A 17,397-nucleotide genomic window follows, 5' to 3' on the forward strand; every position below is an offset into this window, starting at 1 on the left:
GACATGACGACGAGACGCCTTGCCACCCTGGCCGCGGGCTTCGCCCTGCTCGCCACCCTCGCCGCCCCGCCCGCCCGGGCGCAGGAAACCGTGCTGCGCGTCGCCATGACCGCCGGCGACATCCCGCTGACCGCCGGCATCCCCGACCAGGGCTTCGAGGGCTGGCGCTTCGTCGGCTACAATCTGTACGACGCGCTGGTTTCCTGGGATCTGTCGCGCGGCGACGTCGCGGCCGACATCAAGCCCGGCCTGGCCGAGCGTTGGGAGATCGACCCCAACAACAACCGCCGCTGGCTGTTCCATATCCGCCGCGGCGTGAAGTTCCATGATGGCTCGCCGCTGACCGCCGCCGACATCGTGTGGAACTTCCACCGCTTCACGCTGGAAAGCGCGCCGCAGTTCAACGCCCGCCAGTTCGCCTTCGCCCGCGCCTATCTGGGCAATTACGAGAGCATCGAGCAGGTCGACGAATTCACGGTGGCCATCACCACCAAGCAGCCGGACAGCCTGCTGCCCTACAACATGTCGTTCCTGATGATGGTCAGCCCCCGCCGTTCGGCCGAGGTGAACAACGACGCCGACGCCTTCGCCCGCAACCCGTCCGGCACCGGCCCCTATCGCTTCTCCCGCATGGTGCCCGGTGAGCGCCTGGAGCTGGTGCGCAACGCCGAATACTGGGACGAGGCCCGCCGCCCGCGTCACGACCGCCTGGTGCTGCTGCCGATGCCCGAGGCATCGACCCGCACCGCCGCCCTGCTCTCGGGCCAGGTGGACTGGATCGAGGCGCCGGCCCCGGACGCGATCCCCCGCCTGCGTTCGTCGCGCATGCAGATCGTGACCGCGCCCTACCCGCATAACTGGTCCTATCAGCTGAACTTCGTGGACGGGCCCTTCAGCGACGTGCGTGTCCGCCGCGCCGCCAACCACGCGCTGAACCGCGCCGATTTCCGCGAGCTGCTGGGCGGTGTCGCCATCGAGAGCTTCGCGACCCTGCCGCCCTCCACCCCCTATTACGGCAACCCGGTCCGCTACGAGTACGACCCGGCCCGCGCCCGCGCACTGCTGCGCGAAGCCGGCTGCCTGCCCTGCCGCGTGACGCTGGCCATCTCCACCTCGGGCTCCGGCCAGATGCAGCCGCTGCCGATGAATGAGCTGGTGAAGGCGCAGATGGAGGCCGCCGGCTTCCAGGTCACGCTGCAGACCATGGACTGGAACGCGCTGCTGCAGATGGGCCGCGAGGGGCGTGAGCGCCACCAGGGCGTGAACGGCATCAACATCAGCCGATCCCTGCAGGACCCGTTCAACGGCATGTTCCGCTTCGTGTGGTCGCGCCAGGCGGCACCCGCCGGTTCCAACTGGGGCCACTATCGCAGCCCGGAGATGGACGCGCTGATCGACCGCGCGCTCTCCACCTTCGACCCGGCCGCCCGCCTCGCGATCCTGCGCCAGGTGCATGAGAAGATGAGCGAGGACGCCGTGATGCTGTGGGTGGTGCATGACCTGAACCCGCGCGCCATGTCGCCCCGCGTCCGTGGCTTCGTGCAGGCGCAGAGCTGGTTCCAGGACCTGACGCCCATCACGATCGCGCCCCGCTGAGGCAACGCCCATGTTCGGCTACGTCATCCGCCGCCTGATCGCCGCCATCCCCATCGCGCTGGGGGTTTCCATGGTGTGCTTCGCCCTGGTGTTCCTCGCACCGGGCGACCCCGTGCAGACCCTGCTGCCGCCCGATGCGGATGCCGAGACCGTGGCGCGCCTGAAGGCGCTCTACGGCCTCGACCGGCCGATCGTCGTTCAGTATTTCGACTGGCTGTGGCGCGTGGCCGGGGGCGATTTCGGCCGCTCCATCGCGAATGGGCGGCCCGTTATCGAGGAAATCCAGCGCTCGCTGGGCAACACGGTGCTGCTGGCCGGGCTTTCCGTGCTCATCGCCTTCAGCATCGCCTTCGTCCTGGGGGTGATCGCCGGGCGCAAGTCCGGCACCTGGCTCGACCGTCTCGTGACCGGGGTCGCCGTGCTCGGCGTCTCCATCCCCAACTACTGGCTGGCGATCGTGCTGGTCATCATCTTCTCGGTCGAGATGATGATCCTGCCTTCCTCGGGCACGGCGGGCGATACCTTCGACCCCACCAGCTGGGACCATATCCGCTACCTGATCCTGCCGGTCATCACGCTGTCCATGATCCCGGTCGGCATCATCGCGCGCACCACGCGCTCGGCCGTTTCCGAGGTGATGAACCAGGAGTTCGTGGTCACGCTGCGCGCCAACGGCCTGCCGGAATGGCGGGTGCTGAAGCACGCGATCAAGAACGCGCTGCCGCCGGTCCTCGCGGTGATGGGCCTGCAGTTCGGCACGCTGATGGGCGGCTCGATCCTGGTCGAGACGGTCTATGCCTGGCCCGGCAGCGGATACCTGCTCAGCAAGGCGATCCTGACCCGCGACGTGCCGGTGCTGCAGGGCACGATCCTCGTGCTCGCGATGATCTTCGTGGTGACCAACCTCGCCGTGGACCTGTTCCAGTCCACGCTCGACCCGCGCATCCGTCGCGGCTGAAAGGGGCAGCATGTCTTCCGCTGTGAGCGCCACCCCCACCGACCCCACCGAGATGGCGCTGCCCAGGCAGCGCGGCTATTGGGGCACGGTCGGCTACCGGCTGCGCTACGACTACATCACGCTGTTCTTCCTGGCGGTGCTGGTGCTGATCATCCTGTCCGCGGTGTTCGCGCCGTGGCTCGCACCCTTCGACCCCTATCGCGAGAGCATCATCCGCCGGCTGAAGCCGCTGGGCTATATGGACCAGTACTGGCTGGGCACGGATGAGCTGGGCCGCGACATGCTCTCGCGCCTGCTCTATGGCGGGCGCATCACCCTGACCATGGGCATCGTGCCCGTCATCATCGCGACCCTGGTGGGCGGGATGCTCGGCATCGTCGCGGGCTTCGCCGGCGGCGTGGTGAACATGGTCATCATGCGCGTGATGGACGTGTTCTACGCCTTCCCCTCCGTCCTACTGGCGGTCGCCATCTCGGGCGCGATGGGCGGCGGTGCCGTGAACGGCATGATCGCGCTCTCCCTCGTGTTCATCCCGCCGCTGTGCCGCGTGGCCGAAACCGCCACGACCCAGGTGCGCAACCTGGACTTCGTGGACGCCGCCCGCGCCACCGGCGCACCCCTGCGCAAGGTGCTGTGGCACCATGTCATCGGCAATGTGCTGGGGCCGATCCTGATCTATGCCTCCAGCCTGGTGTCGGTGGCGATCATCCTGGCCTCGGGCCTGTCCTTCCTGGGCCTCGGCGTGAAGCCACCCGACCCGGACTGGGGCCTGATGCTGAACGCGCTGCGCCAGTCCATCTACGTCTCACCCCTGGTCTGCGCGATGCCCGGCATCGCCATCCTGATCACCTCGATCAGCATGAACCTGGTCAGCGACGGCCTACGCGCCGCCATGGATGTCAGGGCGTGAGAGAGGGTAGGGCGCAGCGGGGGTTTCACCCCCGGACCCCCACCAAGGGCTCTGCCCTTGGAACCCGCCAAGGGCCGAAGGGCCCTTGTATCCCGGGAGCCGAAAGGTTGCGGAGGGGGCGGCAAGCGGCCGCTGATCCGGCGCGCCTTCGGTGCCCCCTCCGCAACCTTTCGGACAACTCAAGGGGGTCCAGGGGCCACAGGCTCCTGGCGGGGGTGCCGGGGGCAGAGCCCCTGGCTGGGGGTTCGGGGGCGAAGCCCCTGATCCGCCCTACCCACCGTCGTGCCCCCACCCAGACGGAGCAGGCCCATGGCCATGACTGATTTCGCGGTGGCTGTGGACGACGCGCGCGATCGCGGCGGCCCGGCGCAGCCGTTGCTGACCGTGAACGGGCTGAAGAAGCACTTCCCGATCAAGGGCGGCATATTGGGCCGCACCGTGGCGCATGTGCGCGCGGTGGACGGCATTTCCTTCACTGTGCGCAAGGGCGAGACCCTGGGGATCGTGGGTGAATCGGGCTGCGGCAAATCCACTGTCGCCAGGCTGCTGATGCGCCTGATCCGCCCTGATTCCGGCGAGCAGATCTTCGATGGCGACCCGGTGGGCGCGCCCCGCGGCATCACGGTGGCGGAGATGCGCCGCCAGGTGCAGATGGTGTTCCAGGACAGCTCATCCTCGCTGAATCCGCGCATGCCGGTGCAGAACTCCATTGCCTTCGGTCCGATGGCCTTCGGCGAGAAGCAGGCCGATGCGATCGCGATGGCGCGGGAACTGCTGGTGAAGGTGGGGCTCAACCCCGCTTTGTTCGGCGGGCGCTACCCGCATGAACTGTCGGGCGGGCAGAAGCAGCGCATCAACATCGCCCGCGCGCTGGCCATGAAGCCGCGCATGGTGATCCTGGACGAAGCGGTCTCCGCGCTCGACAAATCGGTCGAGGCGCAGGTGCTGAACCTGCTGCAGACGCTGAAGCGCGACCTGAACCTGACCTACATCTTCATCAGCCACGACCTGGGCGTGGTGCGCTGGATCAGTGACCGCGTGATGGTGATGTATCTGGGCGAGGTGGTGGAGATCGGCCCGGCCGATGAGATCTACCGCAACCCCAAGCACCCCTACACGCGGGCCCTGCTGGACAGCAAGCCGGCCATGGACCCCGACCATAGGCGTGAGGAAGCGCCCGTGAGCGGCGACCCGCCGAACCCCATCAACCCGCCCAGCGGCTGCCGTTTCCACACCCGCTGCCCGTTTGCCGAGGCGGTCTGCTCGGCGAAATCCCCCGCGATCGGGATGGTGGAGCCGCATATGCATGTCGCGGCCTGCCACATGCAGGATCTGTCTTCCGGCCACACCAAGGCGGGCATGGTCCTGGAGGGAACGCATTGAGCACCAACCTCGTCGAGGTCGAGGACCTCTCGGTCAATTTCGTCACGCGTGAGAGCAATGTGCGCGCGGTGAACGGCGTTAGCTTCACCATGGCCCCGGGTGAGGTCATGTGCATGCTGGGCGAAAGCGGTTCCGGCAAATCCGTGACCATGCGCGCGCTGATGCGGCTGCTGCCGCCCAAGCGCAGCGTCATCACGGGCAAGATCCGCGTGGCGGGCCAGGATGTGCTGGCCATGGATGAGAAGGCCCTGCGCCGGATGCGCGGCTCCACCGTCTCCATGATCTTCCAGGAGCCGATGACCGCCTTCGATCCCGTCGCGCGCGTGGGTGACCAGATCGCGGAGGTGGTGGCGCTGCATCGCGGCGTTTCCCACAAGGAGGGGCGGCAGCGCGCGCTGGACCTGTTCGACCTGGTGCGCATCCCCTCTGCCCAGCGGCGGCTCGATGCCTATCCGCATGAGCTGTCGGGCGGCCTGCGCCAGCGCGCGATGATCGCGCTGGCGCTGTCCTGCGAGCCCAAGCTGCTGCTGGCCGACGAGCCGACCACCGCGCTCGATGCCACGGTGCAGATCCAGGTGCTGATCCTGCTGCGGCGGTTGCAGCAGGAGCTCGGCATGTCCGTCATCTTCGTCACCCATGACCTGGGCGTGGCGGCCGAGATCGCGGACCGGGTGGCCGTGATGTATGCCGGCCGGGTGGTGGAGACGGGCACGGTGCGCGACGTGCTGCGCAACCCGCAGCATCCCTATACGGCGGGGCTTCTGGCCTCCACCGTGCATGACCAGCCGCGCGACCAGGAGCTGAAGACCATCCCCGGCGCGCCGCCGGACATGCGCCGCCTGCCGCCCGGCTGCAGCTTCGCGCCGCGCTGCCCGAAGATGATCGCGGAATGCAATGCCGGCAGCCCGCCGCCGGTCAGCCCCGCGCCGGGGCGCATCGTGCGCTGCATCCGCACCGACGCGCCGGCCTTCGCGTGATGCGGCACGTCATCGACATCCCACCCGAGATCGTCGCCCGTGTGGTGAAGCGCTGCGGCACGCCGCATCCCTTCGCGACACTGGACCCCGCGCGCACCGCGCTGCTGGTGGTGGACATGCAGTATGGCTACATAAGCCTGGAGGTCGGCCATTCCTGCGTGCCGACCGCCGCCGGCATCGTGCCTGCCATCAACAGCCTGGCCGCCACCCTGCGCGATGCGGGGGGCATGGTGTGCTGGATCCAGAACGCCTCGGATGAGAAATCCCGCATCGAATGGTCGGTGCTGGAGGAACAGGCGAGCCCCGAGCGACGCGCGGCGCGCATCCGCTCCATCTCGCCCGGCACGCCGGGGCATGCCTTCTGGGACGGGCTCGACATCCGCGAGGGTGACGAGATCGTGCCGAAGTTCCGCTATTCCTGCTTCATCCGCGGCGCGTCGGACCTTGAGGACCGGCTGCGCGCGCGGGGCATCGACACGGTGCTGGTGACGGGCACGCTGACCAATGTGTGCTGCGAGAGCACGGCGCGCGACGCGATGATGCTGAACTTCCGCACCATCATGGTCAGCGATGCGAACGCCGCGATGACGGACGCCGAGCACAATGCGTCGCTGATCAACTTCTACCTGTCCTTCGGGGATGTGCAGTCGACGGCGGAGGTCGAGGCGGCGCTGAAGGCAGGGAAGGCGGCGCGGGCGGCTTAGGCCGGGGCTTTGCCCCGGACCCCTTGAGAGCTCATTTTACCATCATGAAAATGGCGCCCCACCTGCGAAGGTAGGGCGCCAAACGATTATCAGGTCCAGGAGATATTATCTCCTGGCGGGGTCGTCAGGGGCAGCGCCCCTGACCGGGGGTCTCCGGGGGCAAAGCCCCCGGTCTTCACCGCGCCGCCCGCTCCAGGTTCCACATCACCGGGAACCCGAAATCGATCACGCCCCGCAGTTCGGCGCGCCACACGGCGGCGGACGCGAACTGGCCCGAGATCGGGAAGTTCGCCTGCTCGATCGACATGCGCTGCAGCTCACCCGCGATTTCGCGCCGGCGTTCGGCATTGGCCTCGCGCTCGAAGCGTTCGATGACGGGCGTCATCGCCTCGTTGCAATAGCCCCAGGGCTGGTTGCCGGTGCAGTTGTAGCCGATGCCCGGGTTGGTCAGCGGGTTGCCCAGGTCGAAGCCGGTGTAGATCACCGGGATCAGGCTCCAGCCGCCCTGGTCCAGCGGGCGGTGCTGGATCCAGCGCGAGGCATGCGAGGACCAGTCGGAGGTCTGCACATCCAGGTTGAAGCCCGCCTGGCGCAGGCGGTCGATCATCACCAGGCCGATCGGGTTGATCAGCGCGGAATCGCCCGGCTGCAGGAACACCACGCGCTCGCCGTTATAGCCGGACTGGCGCAGCAGCTCGCGCGCGCGCTCGATGCTGGTGGTGCGCATCGGCTCGGTGCCGGTCTCGCTGGCATAGAAGGTGCCGCAGACATAGACGGACTGGCAGTCGGGCTGGCTGAATTCCGGGGGCACGCCCTCGGCCGCGATGATGTCCGCGCGTGACATGATCTGCTGCACGGCGCGGCGCACCTGCACATTGTCGAAGGGCGGCTGGCGGTGGTTGATGCTCAGGCCGCCCGCAATCTCGGCACCGCCGCGCGCGCGGCTGAGGACCAGGTTGCGGTTGCGCTGGAAGTTCCGGATGTAGTCGATGGGCGCGTATTCGAGGTAGTCGACCTCACCCGCCTGGATGGCGGCGGCGCGCAGGCCGGGGTCACCCATGTTGATGAACTCGACGCGCTCGGCGCGCGGCACCTTGCCGCCGGCCAGACCGTCCGCGGGCTCATCGCGCGGGCGATAGCGCGGGTTGCGGACGAACACGGTGCGCTCACCCGGAATCCACTGGTCACGCAGGAACAGGAAGGGGCCGGAGCCCACGACTTCCGTCACCGGGGTGGTGGGGGGCGTGTTGGCCGCGATGCGCGCGGGCATGATGAAGGGCACCTGCACGCTGGGCTTGCCCAGCGCCTCCAGCACCAGGCCGAAGGGGCGGGACAGCTGCAGCACGAAGGTCTTGGCATCCACCACGCGCATTTCCTGGGTGGCGGCCATCAGGCGGCGGCCCAGGCTGTCGCGCTGGCCCCAGCGGCGCAGGGAGGCGACGCAGTCCTCGGCCGTCACCGGGGCGCCGTCGCTGAACTCCAGCCCGTCGCGCAGCGTGAAGGTCCAGGTCAGACCGTCATCGCTGGTGCGCCAGTTGTCCAGCATCTGCGGGCGGAAACGGCCCTGGCTGTCCATGGAGACGAGGGTGTCGAACACCATGTAGGCGAAGTTGCGAGTGACGAAGGACGGGCCCGCGATGGGGTCCAGCACCTGAAGGCCCACATTCAGCACCAGGCGGATCGGGCGCTGGGCCTGTTGCGCTTCGGCTGGTGCAACCAGGGCGGTCGCGGCCAGCAGTGCGCCCGCCAGGGCACTGCGCAGCTTGGTGAACGGCAATACCATACGCATCGTCCTTTCCATCCGGTTCAAGGCATGTTCAGACCGGGCGCCGGGCCCGGCCATGCGGAAAATTCAGGCAATCGCGCGCCCGGGCCGCGTGGCGCCCAGGCGCGCGGCACTAGAAGGCGACAGGCGCGCGCAAACCGCGCGCCTCCAGCAGGGGCATGACCTCGGCGAAGCGGTCCAGGCCATCCTCGAAATCCACCCAGGTCAGCAGCACGCCGTCGAGCCCGGCGGCGGAAAGCTGATCGAGGCGGGCCGCGATGTCCTCGGCGGTGCCGACCAGCCCGGATCCGCCCGCCCCGGCCGCGAAGCGGCGCCGCGCGGCGGCCGTCGCCTCGGGGGAGGAAAAGATCTTGGTCTGAGAACCGACACCCGCGATCCAGGCATCCAGGCTCGCGGTATCCTCATGCACCACGGAATAGTGGTGCAGGTATTCCTCGGCCTCCGCCCGCGTCGCGCGCTGCACGCAATAGGCATAGGTCCAGACCTGCACCTCGCGGCCGTAGTCGCGGCGGGCCATCTGCTTGTATTCGGCGATCTGGGTCGCGATCTGCGCCGTGTCCTCGCTGCGCAGGATCAGGAAGCAGACATCGGCGAATTCGCAGGCGAAGCGCTGCCCGCGATCCGACCCCCCGGCATTGATGATGGGCGGCCCTGGCTGCTGCAGCGGCTTGGGCATGGACGACCCGCGCGCCACCTTGAAGAAGCGGCCGTCGAAGTCGAATTCCTCCGGTTCCCGCCACAGGCGCTGGATCACTTCCAGCCATTCCTGCAGATGGTCATAGCGCGCGTCGTGCTCGGCGAGCGGCGCGCCGAACATCTCCAGCTCCGGCTTGTTCCACCCGCCCACCACATTCAGCGCGAAGCGCCCGCCCGAGATGATGTCGATGGTGGCGGACTGCTTGGCCGCCGTGATCGGGTGCAGCGTGGGCGCATGAGAGGTCGCGATGACCGTCATGTTCCGCGTGGCCTGGGCGATGCCGGCGCACCAGGTGAAGGGGTCCAGCACCACCCCGCTGGGGTGGGCCGGCTGGCCCAGGATGTATCCCTTCCAGCGCGCATAGGCCAAGGCGGCCTCGAAGCCGAGCGCGTCGGCCATCTGCGCGGTCTTGACCGAGGCCTCCCAGCTGGGCCGGTAGGCCTCCGGCACCATGGTCTGGGCCGCGCCCTTCCCATTGGTGCCGAAGATGCCGAGCTTCAGCCGGTTGGCGTTCAGCAGCGCGTTCACACCGAGACCGCCGGGATGTTCGCGCGGATCCAGGCGGCGGTGCCGGTCAGCGCCGCATCGCCGTGTTGCTGGCCGATCACCTGCACACCCACCGGCAGCCCGCCCACCGCGAGCAACGGCAGCGTGATGGCGGGCGAGCCCAGCACCGATGTCGCGGCGTTGAAGGAGGGCAGGCCGGTCGTGTGGGTCACGCCCGAATCCTTCAGCCCATTGTCCATGCGCGGGGCAGGGCCCACGGAGGACAGGCTGATCAGCCCATCGGCGAGGCCCGCGATCGCCTCGAAGGCACGCCGGGCTTCCTCACGCAGGTTCAGCGCCAGGCGGTAGTCGTCGATGGTCATGGATTTCGCGAGGTCGAGGCGCGACATCATGCTGTCCGACAGGCCGGAACCGAAACGCTCGATCAGGTTCTCCAGCGTCCAGCGCAGCTCATAGCCGCAGATGTCCCGGCACAGGGCCAGGCTGATGCCGATCGCCTGCTCGAACTTCTCGATCAGCGGGCTGTCCTTGCGGCGCAGGATGGTCACGCCGCTGTCGGAAAGCTTGGCCAGGATCTTCTCGAAGGCACCCATGGTGGTGCTGTCGGTCTGCGCCCAGCCCTCGGATTCCATCACGATCAGGGCGCGCGGCTTGGCGGCGGGGCGCGGGGCCAGCTCACCGAACAGGCCCGGGTGCCCCGGATCGCCGCCCGAGCGCATCGCGATCTCGTAGGTCACGGCCCACATGTCAGCGAGGTCACCGGCATGCACGCCGATATGGCTCTGGCTGAAGCCCAGCCGTTCACCCCGGTGCAGGGCGCCGAAGGTGGGCTTGATGGCGGTATTGGCGCAGAAGCCGGCGGGGCGGATGACGGACCCCACCACCTGGGTGCCGATGGCGGCCGGCACCATCCGCGCGCCGATCACGGCAGCCGAGCCGGACGACGAACCGCCCGGCGTGTGCTCCGCATCGAACGGGTTGGTGGTGGGGCCGGGGTGGGACATGCCGAGCTCGGTCGTGACCGTCTTGCCCAGCACCACCGCACCGGCCTGGCGCAGCGCCAGCACGCAGGCGGTGTCGGCCTTGGTCTGCACGCCCTTGAACAGCGGCGTGCCCTGTTCGGTCGGCATGTCGCGGGTCTGGAACACGTCCTTGATGCCGATCGGCATGCCGTCGATCGAGGACAGCGCGCGGCCGGCCTTGTAGCGGGCGGTGGCGGCGTCGGCGGCGGCGCGCGCGCCTTCCTCGTTCAGCGTCACCCAGGCCTTCACCACCGGCTCACGCGCGGCGATGGTCTCCAGGCAGCGCTCCAGATAGGCGCGCGGGGTGTCGGTGCCGGCGATGAAGCCCGGCACCGCGTCGTGGAAGGTAAGCGGGGCGAAGGTAGCGGGATCGTAGCTCATGCTTCGTGCGCCGCGATCCAGGCCTCGGCGACCTCGGTGCCGGTGGCGAACCACACATCGGGGAAGGTTTTGATGAAGGCGATCATCTCGCGCAGCATCGCGATGCGCGCCGGGCGGCCGGACACCTGCGGGTGCATCACCAGGTTGTACAGCCCGCCCCAGCGGTAGATCTCGCGGAACTCGTCCTGGAACACCGACAGGATGTGGCTGTTGGTGAAGATCGGGCGCGGGTTCTTCACCGAGAACAGCGCGTAGGGCGCGTCATCCGTGGACCAGTGCCAGGGCAGCTCGACGGGGCCCTTGCCACCGCCGGGTGCCGCCATGCGATAGGGCACCACGTCGTCCAGCAGCGAGCTGTCGTACAGGAAATCGTGCTGGCCCAGCAGCTTGATCAGGTTGTCGCTGGTCTCGCCGGCGGGGGAGCGATAGCCCTTGGGCTTCACGCCCAGCACATGCTTCAACGCATGCAGGCCCTTCTCCATCTCCTCGACTTCCTTCTCGGGGAAGTCGGGGTCGACCCATGTGTGCGAGTAGCTGTGATGGGCGATCTCATGGCCCTGCTTCAGGATCATCTCGCAGCGCTGGGTGTGGTTTTCCACCGTCCAGCCGGGGATGAAGAAGGTGGCCTTCTTGTCCAGATCAGCCTCGTGCAGCGTCTCCAGGATCTTGGGCACGCCGACCTTGGCGCCATAGGTGCCCTGGCTGAGCGTGCCGGGCCGGCGCGCATTGGCCGGGTCGCGCGACAGCCACAGCGTCTCGGCGTCGAAATCGAAGGTCAGCATGACGGCGACCTTCGCGCCGCCCGGCCATTTCACACTCTTGTCGATCATCCCATGACCTCTTCATCTGGTTGGCGCGGCGGGTTGCGGGAGGTGATCCACCCCCCATCCACCACGATGACCTGCCCGGCGACGAAGGAGGCATCCTCCGAGGCCAGGAAGGCGGCGACCGACGCGATCTCCTCGGGCTTGCCGGCACGGCGAAGCGGCGTGGGGTCCACGATGGCCTTGATGTAATAGGGCTTCGTCAGGTGGTTCTTCGTCATCGGTGTCTCGATGACGCCGGGGGCGATGGCGTTCACCAGGATGCCATCGGGGCCGACCTCGGCCGCGAGCTGGCGGGTGAAATGCGCCACCCCCGCCTTGGCCACGGCATAGGCGGTGGTGCCCGGATAGCCCGAGAGCCCGAAGGTGGAGCTGATGTTGATGATCCGCCCGCCGGGGCGCGTCATGTGCGGCAGCACGTCGCGCGTCACGCGCAGCACGGCCTTCAGGTTGATGTCGACGAAGCGGTCGATCAGCGCATCGTCGGAATCGGCCAGCGCCTTGGAACCGCCGATGCCCGCATTGTTCACCAGGATGTCGAGGCGCCCGTAAGCCGCCAGCGCCGCCTGGGCGATGGCCGTGCCCGCGCCGGGCTGCCCCACATCGGCGATGAAGCCCTTGGCGCCCAGCGACTGCGCGGTGGCCATGACCTCCTCGATCAGATCCACCAGCAGCACCTGCGCGCCCTCGGCGATCAGCCGGGTGGCGATGGCCGCCCCGATGCCGCGCGCGGCCCCCGTGACGACCGCGACGCGGCCGGCGAAACGTGTGGGATCAGGCAAGACGGCCACCATCGACCGGCAGGTTCACGCCGGTGATGAAGCCGGCCGCGTCGCTCAGCAGGAACAGCACCGCCGCGCCCACTTCCTCGGCCTTGCCGAAGCGGCCGATCGGGTGGCGGGCCAGGAACTCGGCCTCGCGCTTGGCGCGCTCCTCGCCGGCGCCGGCGAAGGTGGCTTCCAGCATCGGCGTCCAGATCGAGCCGGGGCAGACGCTGTTCACGCGGATGCCGTTCGGCGCCTCGCCCTTGGCCAGGCTGCGCACCATGCTGGTCACGGCGGCCTTGCTGGCGGCATAGGCCGGCATCACGGGCTGGGCGATCAGCCCGGCCGTGGAGGCGAAGGTCACGATGGAGCCGCCGCCCGCCGCCTTGATCAGCGGCAGGATATAGCGGATCGACAGCCAGGTGCCCTTCACGTTGATGTCGAACACCCGGTCCCACTGCTCCTCGGAAATATCCAGGAAGCCCAGTGTGGGACCAAGCGTGCCGGCGGCGGTCGCCAGCAGGGTGACGGGGCCGAGCGCGGCGGCGGCCTCGGCCAGGCGCTGCTGGTCGGCGGCGCTGGTCACGTCGCCCGCCACGGTGATGGAGCCGGGGCATTTCGCAGCGGTTTCCGCGAGCCCGGCCTCGTCGCGGTCGAACAGCACGACGCGCGCGCCCTCGGCCGCCAGGCCCTCGGCGGTGACGCGGCCGAGGCCCGAGGCGCCGCCGGTGACGACCGCGATGCGGCCGGTAAAGCGAGGAGAAGTCATCGTCAGTAGGCTCCCTTGCGGGGCTGCCGCAGAGGCCCGCCCCAAAGCAAATAAGTATTGACTAACGATACGATCGAATTGGAAAAGGAGGTTAAAGGGAGCTTCAGCATCATGTCAAAGCCGAATTTCAGCCCCGGCCCGCCCGGTGCCGAGCCGGTTGACCCCAGACTGTTCATTCAGGCCGTGGAACGGGCATTCCGCGTGCTGGAGGCCTTCGGCACGAACCCCCAGCCGATGAGCCTGTCGGAGATCGCGGCCGCGACCGGCACCGACAAATCGGGCGCCCAGCGGCTGTGCTACACGCTGCGCCGCCTGGGATACCTGCGCATGGACCCGATGGGCCGCGGCTTCCTGCCCGGCATCCTGGCGCTCGACCGGTCCTATGACTTCCTGCGCACGCACGAACTGGTGCAGCGCTCCGCCTCTCCGCTGGGCGAATTGCGGCGCACCGCCCAGGAACGCGTGGACCTCAGCCTGTGGGACGACATCCACATCGTCTACGCCATGCGCCTGCAGAGCCGGCGCGAGACCTTCCATGCCACGCTGGTTGGCCGGCGCCTGCCTATCGCGCTGTCCTCCGGCGGGCGGGCGATGATGGCGCTGATGGATGACGCGGTGGTGGAGGACATCCTGGCCCGCTGCGACCGCCGCCCCATGACGCCGCGCACCATCACCGAAATCCCGGCCCTGCGCGCGCTGATCGCGGAGGCGCGGGAATGCGGCTATGCCGTCGCGGTCGAGCAGGCGCTGCTGGGCGAGGTGGTGCTGGCCGCGGCCATCCGCGACCGCCAGGGCCGGCCCATCGGCGCCGTCCACATCGCGGGTTCCCTGTCGGACTGGAGCGTCGAGGATTTCCGCCGCCGCATGGCCCCCATGGCGATGGAGACGGCGCGCTCCCTCAGCGAGTGAGCTTGGCCGGGGCTGCCGCGCGGCGCTAGGCTGCGGCAAACGTCCCGGAAGCCGAGATTGACCGCCCGCGTAAGCCTTTCCGCCCTGCTGGCCGTGCTGGTGCCGGTCTGTTTCGCCACCCTCGACATCTCGCTGACCAACACGGCGCTGCCCAGCATCGCACGCGCCATCGGCGCGGCGGACGCGACCTCCATCTGGGTGGTGAATGCCTATTACCTAGTGGTGGTGGCGGCCCTGCTGCCGATGGCCGCCCTAGGTGAAATCCATGGTCATCGGCGGGTGTTCAGCCTGGGCATCATCGTGTTCGCGATGGGGGCCCTGGCCTGCGGCCTCGCCTGGTCGTTGCCCACGCTGGTCGCGGGGCGCGCGCTGCTGGGGCTGGGGGCCGCCGCGATCTCGGCCGTGACGCCCGCGCTGATCCGCGTGATCTATCCGCCGCAGCATCTGGGCAGGGGCCTGGGCATCTATGCGCTGGTGGTGGGCATTGCCTTCGCGGCGGGGCCCTCCGTCGCGTCCGCGGTGCTGGCGGTGGCGGGCTGGCCCTGGCTGTTCCTCGCGCATGTTCCCATCGCGGCCGTGGTGATGGCGGCCACCTTCCGCCACCTGCCGGAAGCCGAGCGCAGCCCGCGCCGCTTCGATGCCGTCTCGGCCGGGCTGTGTGCGCTGCTGTTCGCGCTGATCCTGCTGGGCCTGTCGGGGCTGGCGCACCGGATGGGCGCCATGCTCGTGCTGTCCGCCTGGGCGGGCGCGGCGCTCAGCGGCTTTCTGCTGCTGCGGCGCGAGGCCGGGCAGTCGGCGCCCATCCTGGCCATGGACCTGTTCCGCCGGCCGCTGTTCCTGCTCTCCTCCATCACCTCCATCTGCTCCTTCGCGGTGCAGGGGGTGGCCTTCGTGGTGCTGCCCTTCTGGCTGCACGGCGTGCTGGGCTTCAGCCAGGGCCAGACGGGGCTGATCATCACGCCCTGGCCGGTGGCGCTGGCCGTCATGGCGCTGATCGCGGCACCCATGGCGGACCGCCACCCGCCGGGGCTGCTGGGCGGGGTGGGGCTGGTGATACTGGGCGCGGCGCTGGCCAGCCTGGCCATGCTGCCCGACGACCCGGCGCCGCTGGACATCGCCTGGCGCCTCGGCCTCAGCGGCATCGGCTTCGGCTTTTTCCAGGCGCCCAACATGAAGGCCATCATGGCCGCCGCCCCCCGTGAACGCAGTGGCGGCGCCAGCGGCATCGTCGCCGTCTCACGCCTGCTGGGGCAGGCGACCGGTGCAGCCCTGGTGGCGCTGTGCCTGTCCCTGGGCCCCGCCGAGGGCGCGCGGCTGGCCATCTGGCTGGCCTGCGGGCTGGCGCTGGGCGCCAGCCTGGTCAGCTTCGCCAGATTGCTGCCGGGGGTGAGGTAGGGGGCCGTTCAGGCCCGGGCGAAGGTCACCGTCTCGGCCCCGGCCTCGCCCACCACGCTCCAGACAGTGGCGGGCAGCGGGCCGTCATTGCGGAACCAATGCGCCTGGCCGGCGGGGGTCTTGAGCAGGTCACGCGGGCCGAGCTCGGTCGTGTAGCTCTGGCCGTTGTCGGTCCAGCCCACGGTCAGCCGGCCTTCCAGCACCAGGAAGGCGTCCTCCACCGCGCGGGTATAGGGCTGCACGCCCACGCCGGTGGGGATTTCCCACATCTCCTTGCGGGCGGTGTCGTTCTCCACCCCGCCCGGCCCGACATAGACCTGGCGGGAGAAGCCGGCGGCGTCCCGGATGCGGGGCTGCTCGTGATGGCGGATGACGTGGCGCGCCATCAGCTGCTGGATGGGGTGGCTGCCGGCGGGGTCGAAGGGCAGGGTCTTGCCCGGTGCGGCGCCGAAGCTGCGGGCCAGCTCCGCATCCGTGCCCAGCTTGGGGTGATACAGGTAGCGCGGCGGCAGCGGCTTGCCGACATCGACGGAGATCGACATCAGCACCGGCTCGATGCCGTCGTTGCGGAAGCCGTGGCCGATGTCGCGCGCGTTCAGGATCATGTCCTTGGGGCCGAGGCGGACTTCCACCACCTCGCCTTCCTGTTCCCAGCCCACGGTCAGCACGCCGTCGATGATGAGGAAGCTCTCCTCGATTTCATGCGCGTGGCAGGCGGCGTATTTGCCGACCGGCTTGTGGATCAGGCTGAGGGTGAAGTGGTCGGGCGGCAGGGTGCCGGGCTCGCCCACCTTGGGGCTGCCGCCGGCGCCGATATAGCGCATCTGGGCGCGGGCCAGGTCGGGGAAGCCGCGGTTGGACGGGAAGGCATCCCAGTCGAAGAACTTCTGGGTGTGCCGCACGGTGTGGCGGCGGAACTCGGCTTCCGTGGCGGAAGCAGGGGCGATGGCGTTCATCGGCGCGTATCCTCGGTAACGGCTGATGCCCGAGCGATAGCGGGGCGTCGTTGGCGGGCGTATAGGGTGTTTCATGGGCAAAACCGACGCCGAGCAGGACCGCTACCTGGTGCCCGGGCTGATGCGCGGGCTGGCCGCCCTGCAGGCCTTCTCGGCGGAGCGCCCGACCATGGGCCTGTCCGAGCTCGCGGCGGCATTGGGCACCACGCGCTCGGCCATGTTCCGCATCGCCTACACGCTGACGGAGCTGGGCTTTCTTCTCCAGGACGGCCGCACCCGCGCCTATTCGCTGGGGCCGGCGGTGCTGAAGCTCGGCTACGGCTACCTGGCCTCGCGCGACCTGCTGGAAATCGCGCTGCCGGTGCTGGAACGCCTGCGCGACGACACCGGCTGGTCCGCGCATCTGGCGGTGCGTGAGGGGCGGGAGGCGCTGTACCTGCTGCGCGTGCCCACGCGGCGGGGCATGGCCAGCATCGTGCATGTCGGCAGCCGGCTGCCGGCGGACGCGACCTCGATGGGGCGGGTGCTGCTGGCGGGGATGGAGCCCGCCGAGCTTGCCGCGCTGTATCGCGACGACCCGCCGAAGGGGGCGAGCCTGGCCACCCTGCAGCGCCGTGCGCGGGCCGATGCGGCGGCGGGCCATGTGCTGCACCGGGGCGAGTTCGAGCAGGGGCTGGCCAGCATCGCCGCACCCCTGCGCGATGTCGCTGGCCGGGTGGTGGCGGCGATCAACCTGTCGGCGCCCGGGCTGGACCCCGCGCCGGTGGTGGCCCGGCTGAAGGCCGCGGCGGCCGAGATCTCCCGTGCCGGCGGATGGACGGGGTAGGGCGCGCGCGCCATGCTGCCCCCGCAAAAGGGG

The 17,397-nt window shown here is 69.3% G+C and carries 16 protein-coding genes; 9 read left to right on the forward strand and 7 right to left on the reverse strand.

The window, feature by feature from the left end; translation table 11 throughout:
* The first annotated feature begins 3 nt into the window (after nucleotides 1-3).
* The 6 genes from EOD42_RS11095 to EOD42_RS11120 all read left to right on the forward strand — a co-directional run bounded on the left by EOD42_RS11095 (nucleotide 4) and on the right by EOD42_RS11120 (nucleotide 6,528).
* On the forward strand, nucleotides 4-1,596 hold the full coding sequence (locus tag EOD42_RS11095) for an ABC transporter substrate-binding protein (RefSeq protein WP_127787586.1): 1,593 nt from the start codon (nucleotides 4-6) through the stop codon (nucleotides 1,594-1,596).
* A 10-nt stretch (nucleotides 1,597-1,606) separates the two neighbouring features.
* Nucleotides 1,607-2,554 carry an ABC transporter permease gene (locus EOD42_RS11100; RefSeq protein ID WP_127787587.1) on the forward strand — a complete coding sequence of 316 codons (948 nt, stop codon included), beginning with the start codon at nucleotides 1,607-1,609 and terminating at the stop codon, nucleotides 2,552-2,554.
* Between the two features lie 10 nt (nucleotides 2,555-2,564).
* Nucleotides 2,565-3,464 (forward strand): ABC transporter permease, encoded by a 900-nt coding sequence (locus EOD42_RS11105; protein ID WP_127787588.1) that lies wholly within the window; start codon nucleotides 2,565-2,567, stop codon nucleotides 3,462-3,464.
* A gap of 309 nt (nucleotides 3,465-3,773) precedes the next feature.
* Complete coding sequence (locus EOD42_RS11110) at nucleotides 3,774-4,847, forward strand: ABC transporter ATP-binding protein (RefSeq protein WP_127787589.1); 1,074 nt, start codon at nucleotides 3,774-3,776, stop codon at nucleotides 4,845-4,847.
* Entirely contained in the window at nucleotides 4,844-5,824 is a 981-nt protein-coding gene (locus EOD42_RS11115) for an ABC transporter ATP-binding protein (protein WP_127787590.1), read from the forward strand. Before EOD42_RS11110 ends, EOD42_RS11115 begins: the two co-directional genes overlap by 4 nt.
* Nucleotides 5,824-6,528, forward strand: coding sequence for an isochorismatase family protein (locus EOD42_RS11120; protein WP_164867886.1), 705 nt, complete (start codon nucleotides 5,824-5,826; stop codon nucleotides 6,526-6,528). Before EOD42_RS11115 ends, EOD42_RS11120 begins: the two co-directional genes overlap by 1 nt.
* A gap of 175 nt (nucleotides 6,529-6,703) precedes the next feature.
* Here the strand turns inward: EOD42_RS11120 and EOD42_RS11125 are convergent, their stop codons facing one another.
* From EOD42_RS11125 to EOD42_RS11150, 6 genes are all read right to left on the reverse strand, one after another.
* The gene (locus tag EOD42_RS11125; protein ID WP_240655122.1) at nucleotides 6,704-8,317 is read right to left on the reverse strand and encodes an ABC transporter substrate-binding protein; all 1,614 of its coding nucleotides are present in this window, start codon (nucleotides 8,315-8,317) and stop codon (nucleotides 6,704-6,706) included.
* 109 nt (nucleotides 8,318-8,426) lie between these two features.
* A complete protein-coding gene (locus tag EOD42_RS11130; RefSeq protein ID WP_206020322.1) occupies nucleotides 8,427-9,539 on the reverse strand; it encodes an LLM class flavin-dependent oxidoreductase in 1,113 nt (370 codons plus the stop codon).
* Nucleotides 9,536-10,921, reverse strand: a complete 1,386-nt coding sequence (locus EOD42_RS11135; protein WP_127787593.1) for an amidase — start codon at nucleotides 10,919-10,921, stop codon at nucleotides 9,536-9,538. Before EOD42_RS11135 ends, EOD42_RS11130 begins: the two co-directional genes overlap by 4 nt.
* On the reverse strand, nucleotides 10,918-11,751 hold the full coding sequence (locus tag EOD42_RS11140) for a polysaccharide deacetylase family protein (RefSeq protein WP_127787594.1): 834 nt from the start codon (nucleotides 11,749-11,751) through the stop codon (nucleotides 10,918-10,920). Before EOD42_RS11140 ends, EOD42_RS11135 begins: the two co-directional genes overlap by 4 nt.
* Nucleotides 11,748-12,536 carry an SDR family NAD(P)-dependent oxidoreductase gene (locus EOD42_RS11145; protein ID WP_240655138.1) on the reverse strand — a complete coding sequence of 263 codons (789 nt, stop codon included), beginning with the start codon at nucleotides 12,534-12,536 and terminating at the stop codon, nucleotides 11,748-11,750. Before EOD42_RS11145 ends, EOD42_RS11140 begins: the two co-directional genes overlap by 4 nt.
* The gene (locus EOD42_RS11150) at nucleotides 12,520-13,278 is read right to left on the reverse strand and encodes an SDR family NAD(P)-dependent oxidoreductase (protein ID WP_127787596.1); all 759 of its coding nucleotides are present in this window, start codon (nucleotides 13,276-13,278) and stop codon (nucleotides 12,520-12,522) included. Before EOD42_RS11150 ends, EOD42_RS11145 begins: the two co-directional genes overlap by 17 nt.
* A 111-nt stretch (nucleotides 13,279-13,389) precedes the next feature.
* On the opposite strand from EOD42_RS11150, the gene EOD42_RS11155 reads away from it, so the two are divergent.
* Both EOD42_RS11155 and EOD42_RS11160 read left to right on the forward strand, forming a co-directional pair.
* On the forward strand, nucleotides 13,390-14,187 hold the full coding sequence (locus EOD42_RS11155; RefSeq protein ID WP_127787597.1) for an IclR family transcriptional regulator: 798 nt from the start codon (nucleotides 13,390-13,392) through the stop codon (nucleotides 14,185-14,187).
* 57 nt (nucleotides 14,188-14,244) lie between these two features.
* On the forward strand, nucleotides 14,245-15,582 hold the full coding sequence (locus EOD42_RS11160; protein ID WP_127787598.1) for an MFS transporter: 1,338 nt from the start codon (nucleotides 14,245-14,247) through the stop codon (nucleotides 15,580-15,582).
* Between the two features lie 8 nt (nucleotides 15,583-15,590).
* Here EOD42_RS11160 and EOD42_RS11165 read toward each other — a convergent pair whose 3' ends face one another.
* Nucleotides 15,591-16,538 carry a cupin domain-containing protein gene (locus tag EOD42_RS11165; protein WP_127787599.1) on the reverse strand — a complete coding sequence of 316 codons (948 nt, stop codon included), beginning with the start codon at nucleotides 16,536-16,538 and terminating at the stop codon, nucleotides 15,591-15,593.
* A gap of 73 nt (nucleotides 16,539-16,611) precedes the next feature.
* Here EOD42_RS11165 and EOD42_RS11170 point away from each other — a divergent pair, with 73 nt between their 5' ends.
* Entirely contained in the window at nucleotides 16,612-17,364 is a 753-nt protein-coding gene (locus tag EOD42_RS11170) for an IclR family transcriptional regulator (RefSeq protein ID WP_127787600.1), read from the forward strand.
* Nucleotides 17,365-17,397 lie beyond the last annotated feature (33 nt).

Origin of the sequence: Rhodovarius crocodyli, assembly GCF_004005855.1 — a bacterium.
In the GTDB taxonomy this organism is placed as follows: Bacteria; Pseudomonadota; Alphaproteobacteria; order Acetobacterales; family Acetobacteraceae; genus Rhodovarius; species Rhodovarius crocodyli.

What these genes read in the sequence shown, in the direction of transcription:
- EOD42_RS11150 (WP_127787596.1), bottom strand. Translation starts at nt 13,278, where the DNA reads ATGACTTCTCCTCGCTTTACCGGCCGCATCGCGGTCGTCACCGGCGGC.
- EOD42_RS11120 (WP_164867886.1), top strand. Translation starts at nt 5,824, where the DNA reads ATGCGGCACGTCATCGACATCCCACCCGAGATCGTCGCCCGTGTGGTG.
- EOD42_RS11155 (WP_127787597.1), top strand. Translation starts at nt 13,390, where the DNA reads ATGTCAAAGCCGAATTTCAGCCCCGGCCCGCCCGGTGCCGAGCCGGTT.
- EOD42_RS11140 (WP_127787594.1), bottom strand. Translation starts at nt 11,751, where the DNA reads ATGATCGACAAGAGTGTGAAATGGCCGGGCGGCGCGAAGGTCGCCGTC.
- EOD42_RS11170 (WP_127787600.1), top strand. Translation starts at nt 16,612, where the DNA reads ATGGGCAAAACCGACGCCGAGCAGGACCGCTACCTGGTGCCCGGGCTG.
- EOD42_RS11100 (WP_127787587.1), top strand. Translation starts at nt 1,607, where the DNA reads ATGTTCGGCTACGTCATCCGCCGCCTGATCGCCGCCATCCCCATCGCG.
- EOD42_RS11165 (WP_127787599.1), bottom strand. Translation starts at nt 16,538, where the DNA reads ATGAACGCCATCGCCCCTGCTTCCGCCACGGAAGCCGAGTTCCGCCGC.
- EOD42_RS11095 (WP_127787586.1), top strand. Translation starts at nt 4, where the DNA reads ATGACGACGAGACGCCTTGCCACCCTGGCCGCGGGCTTCGCCCTGCTC.
- EOD42_RS11110 (WP_127787589.1), top strand. Translation starts at nt 3,774, where the DNA reads ATGGCCATGACTGATTTCGCGGTGGCTGTGGACGACGCGCGCGATCGC.
- EOD42_RS11105 (WP_127787588.1), top strand. Translation starts at nt 2,565, where the DNA reads ATGTCTTCCGCTGTGAGCGCCACCCCCACCGACCCCACCGAGATGGCG.
- EOD42_RS11125 (WP_240655122.1), bottom strand. Translation starts at nt 8,317, where the DNA reads ATGCGTATGGTATTGCCGTTCACCAAGCTGCGCAGTGCCCTGGCGGGC.
- EOD42_RS11135 (WP_127787593.1), bottom strand. Translation starts at nt 10,921, where the DNA reads ATGAGCTACGATCCCGCTACCTTCGCCCCGCTTACCTTCCACGACGCG.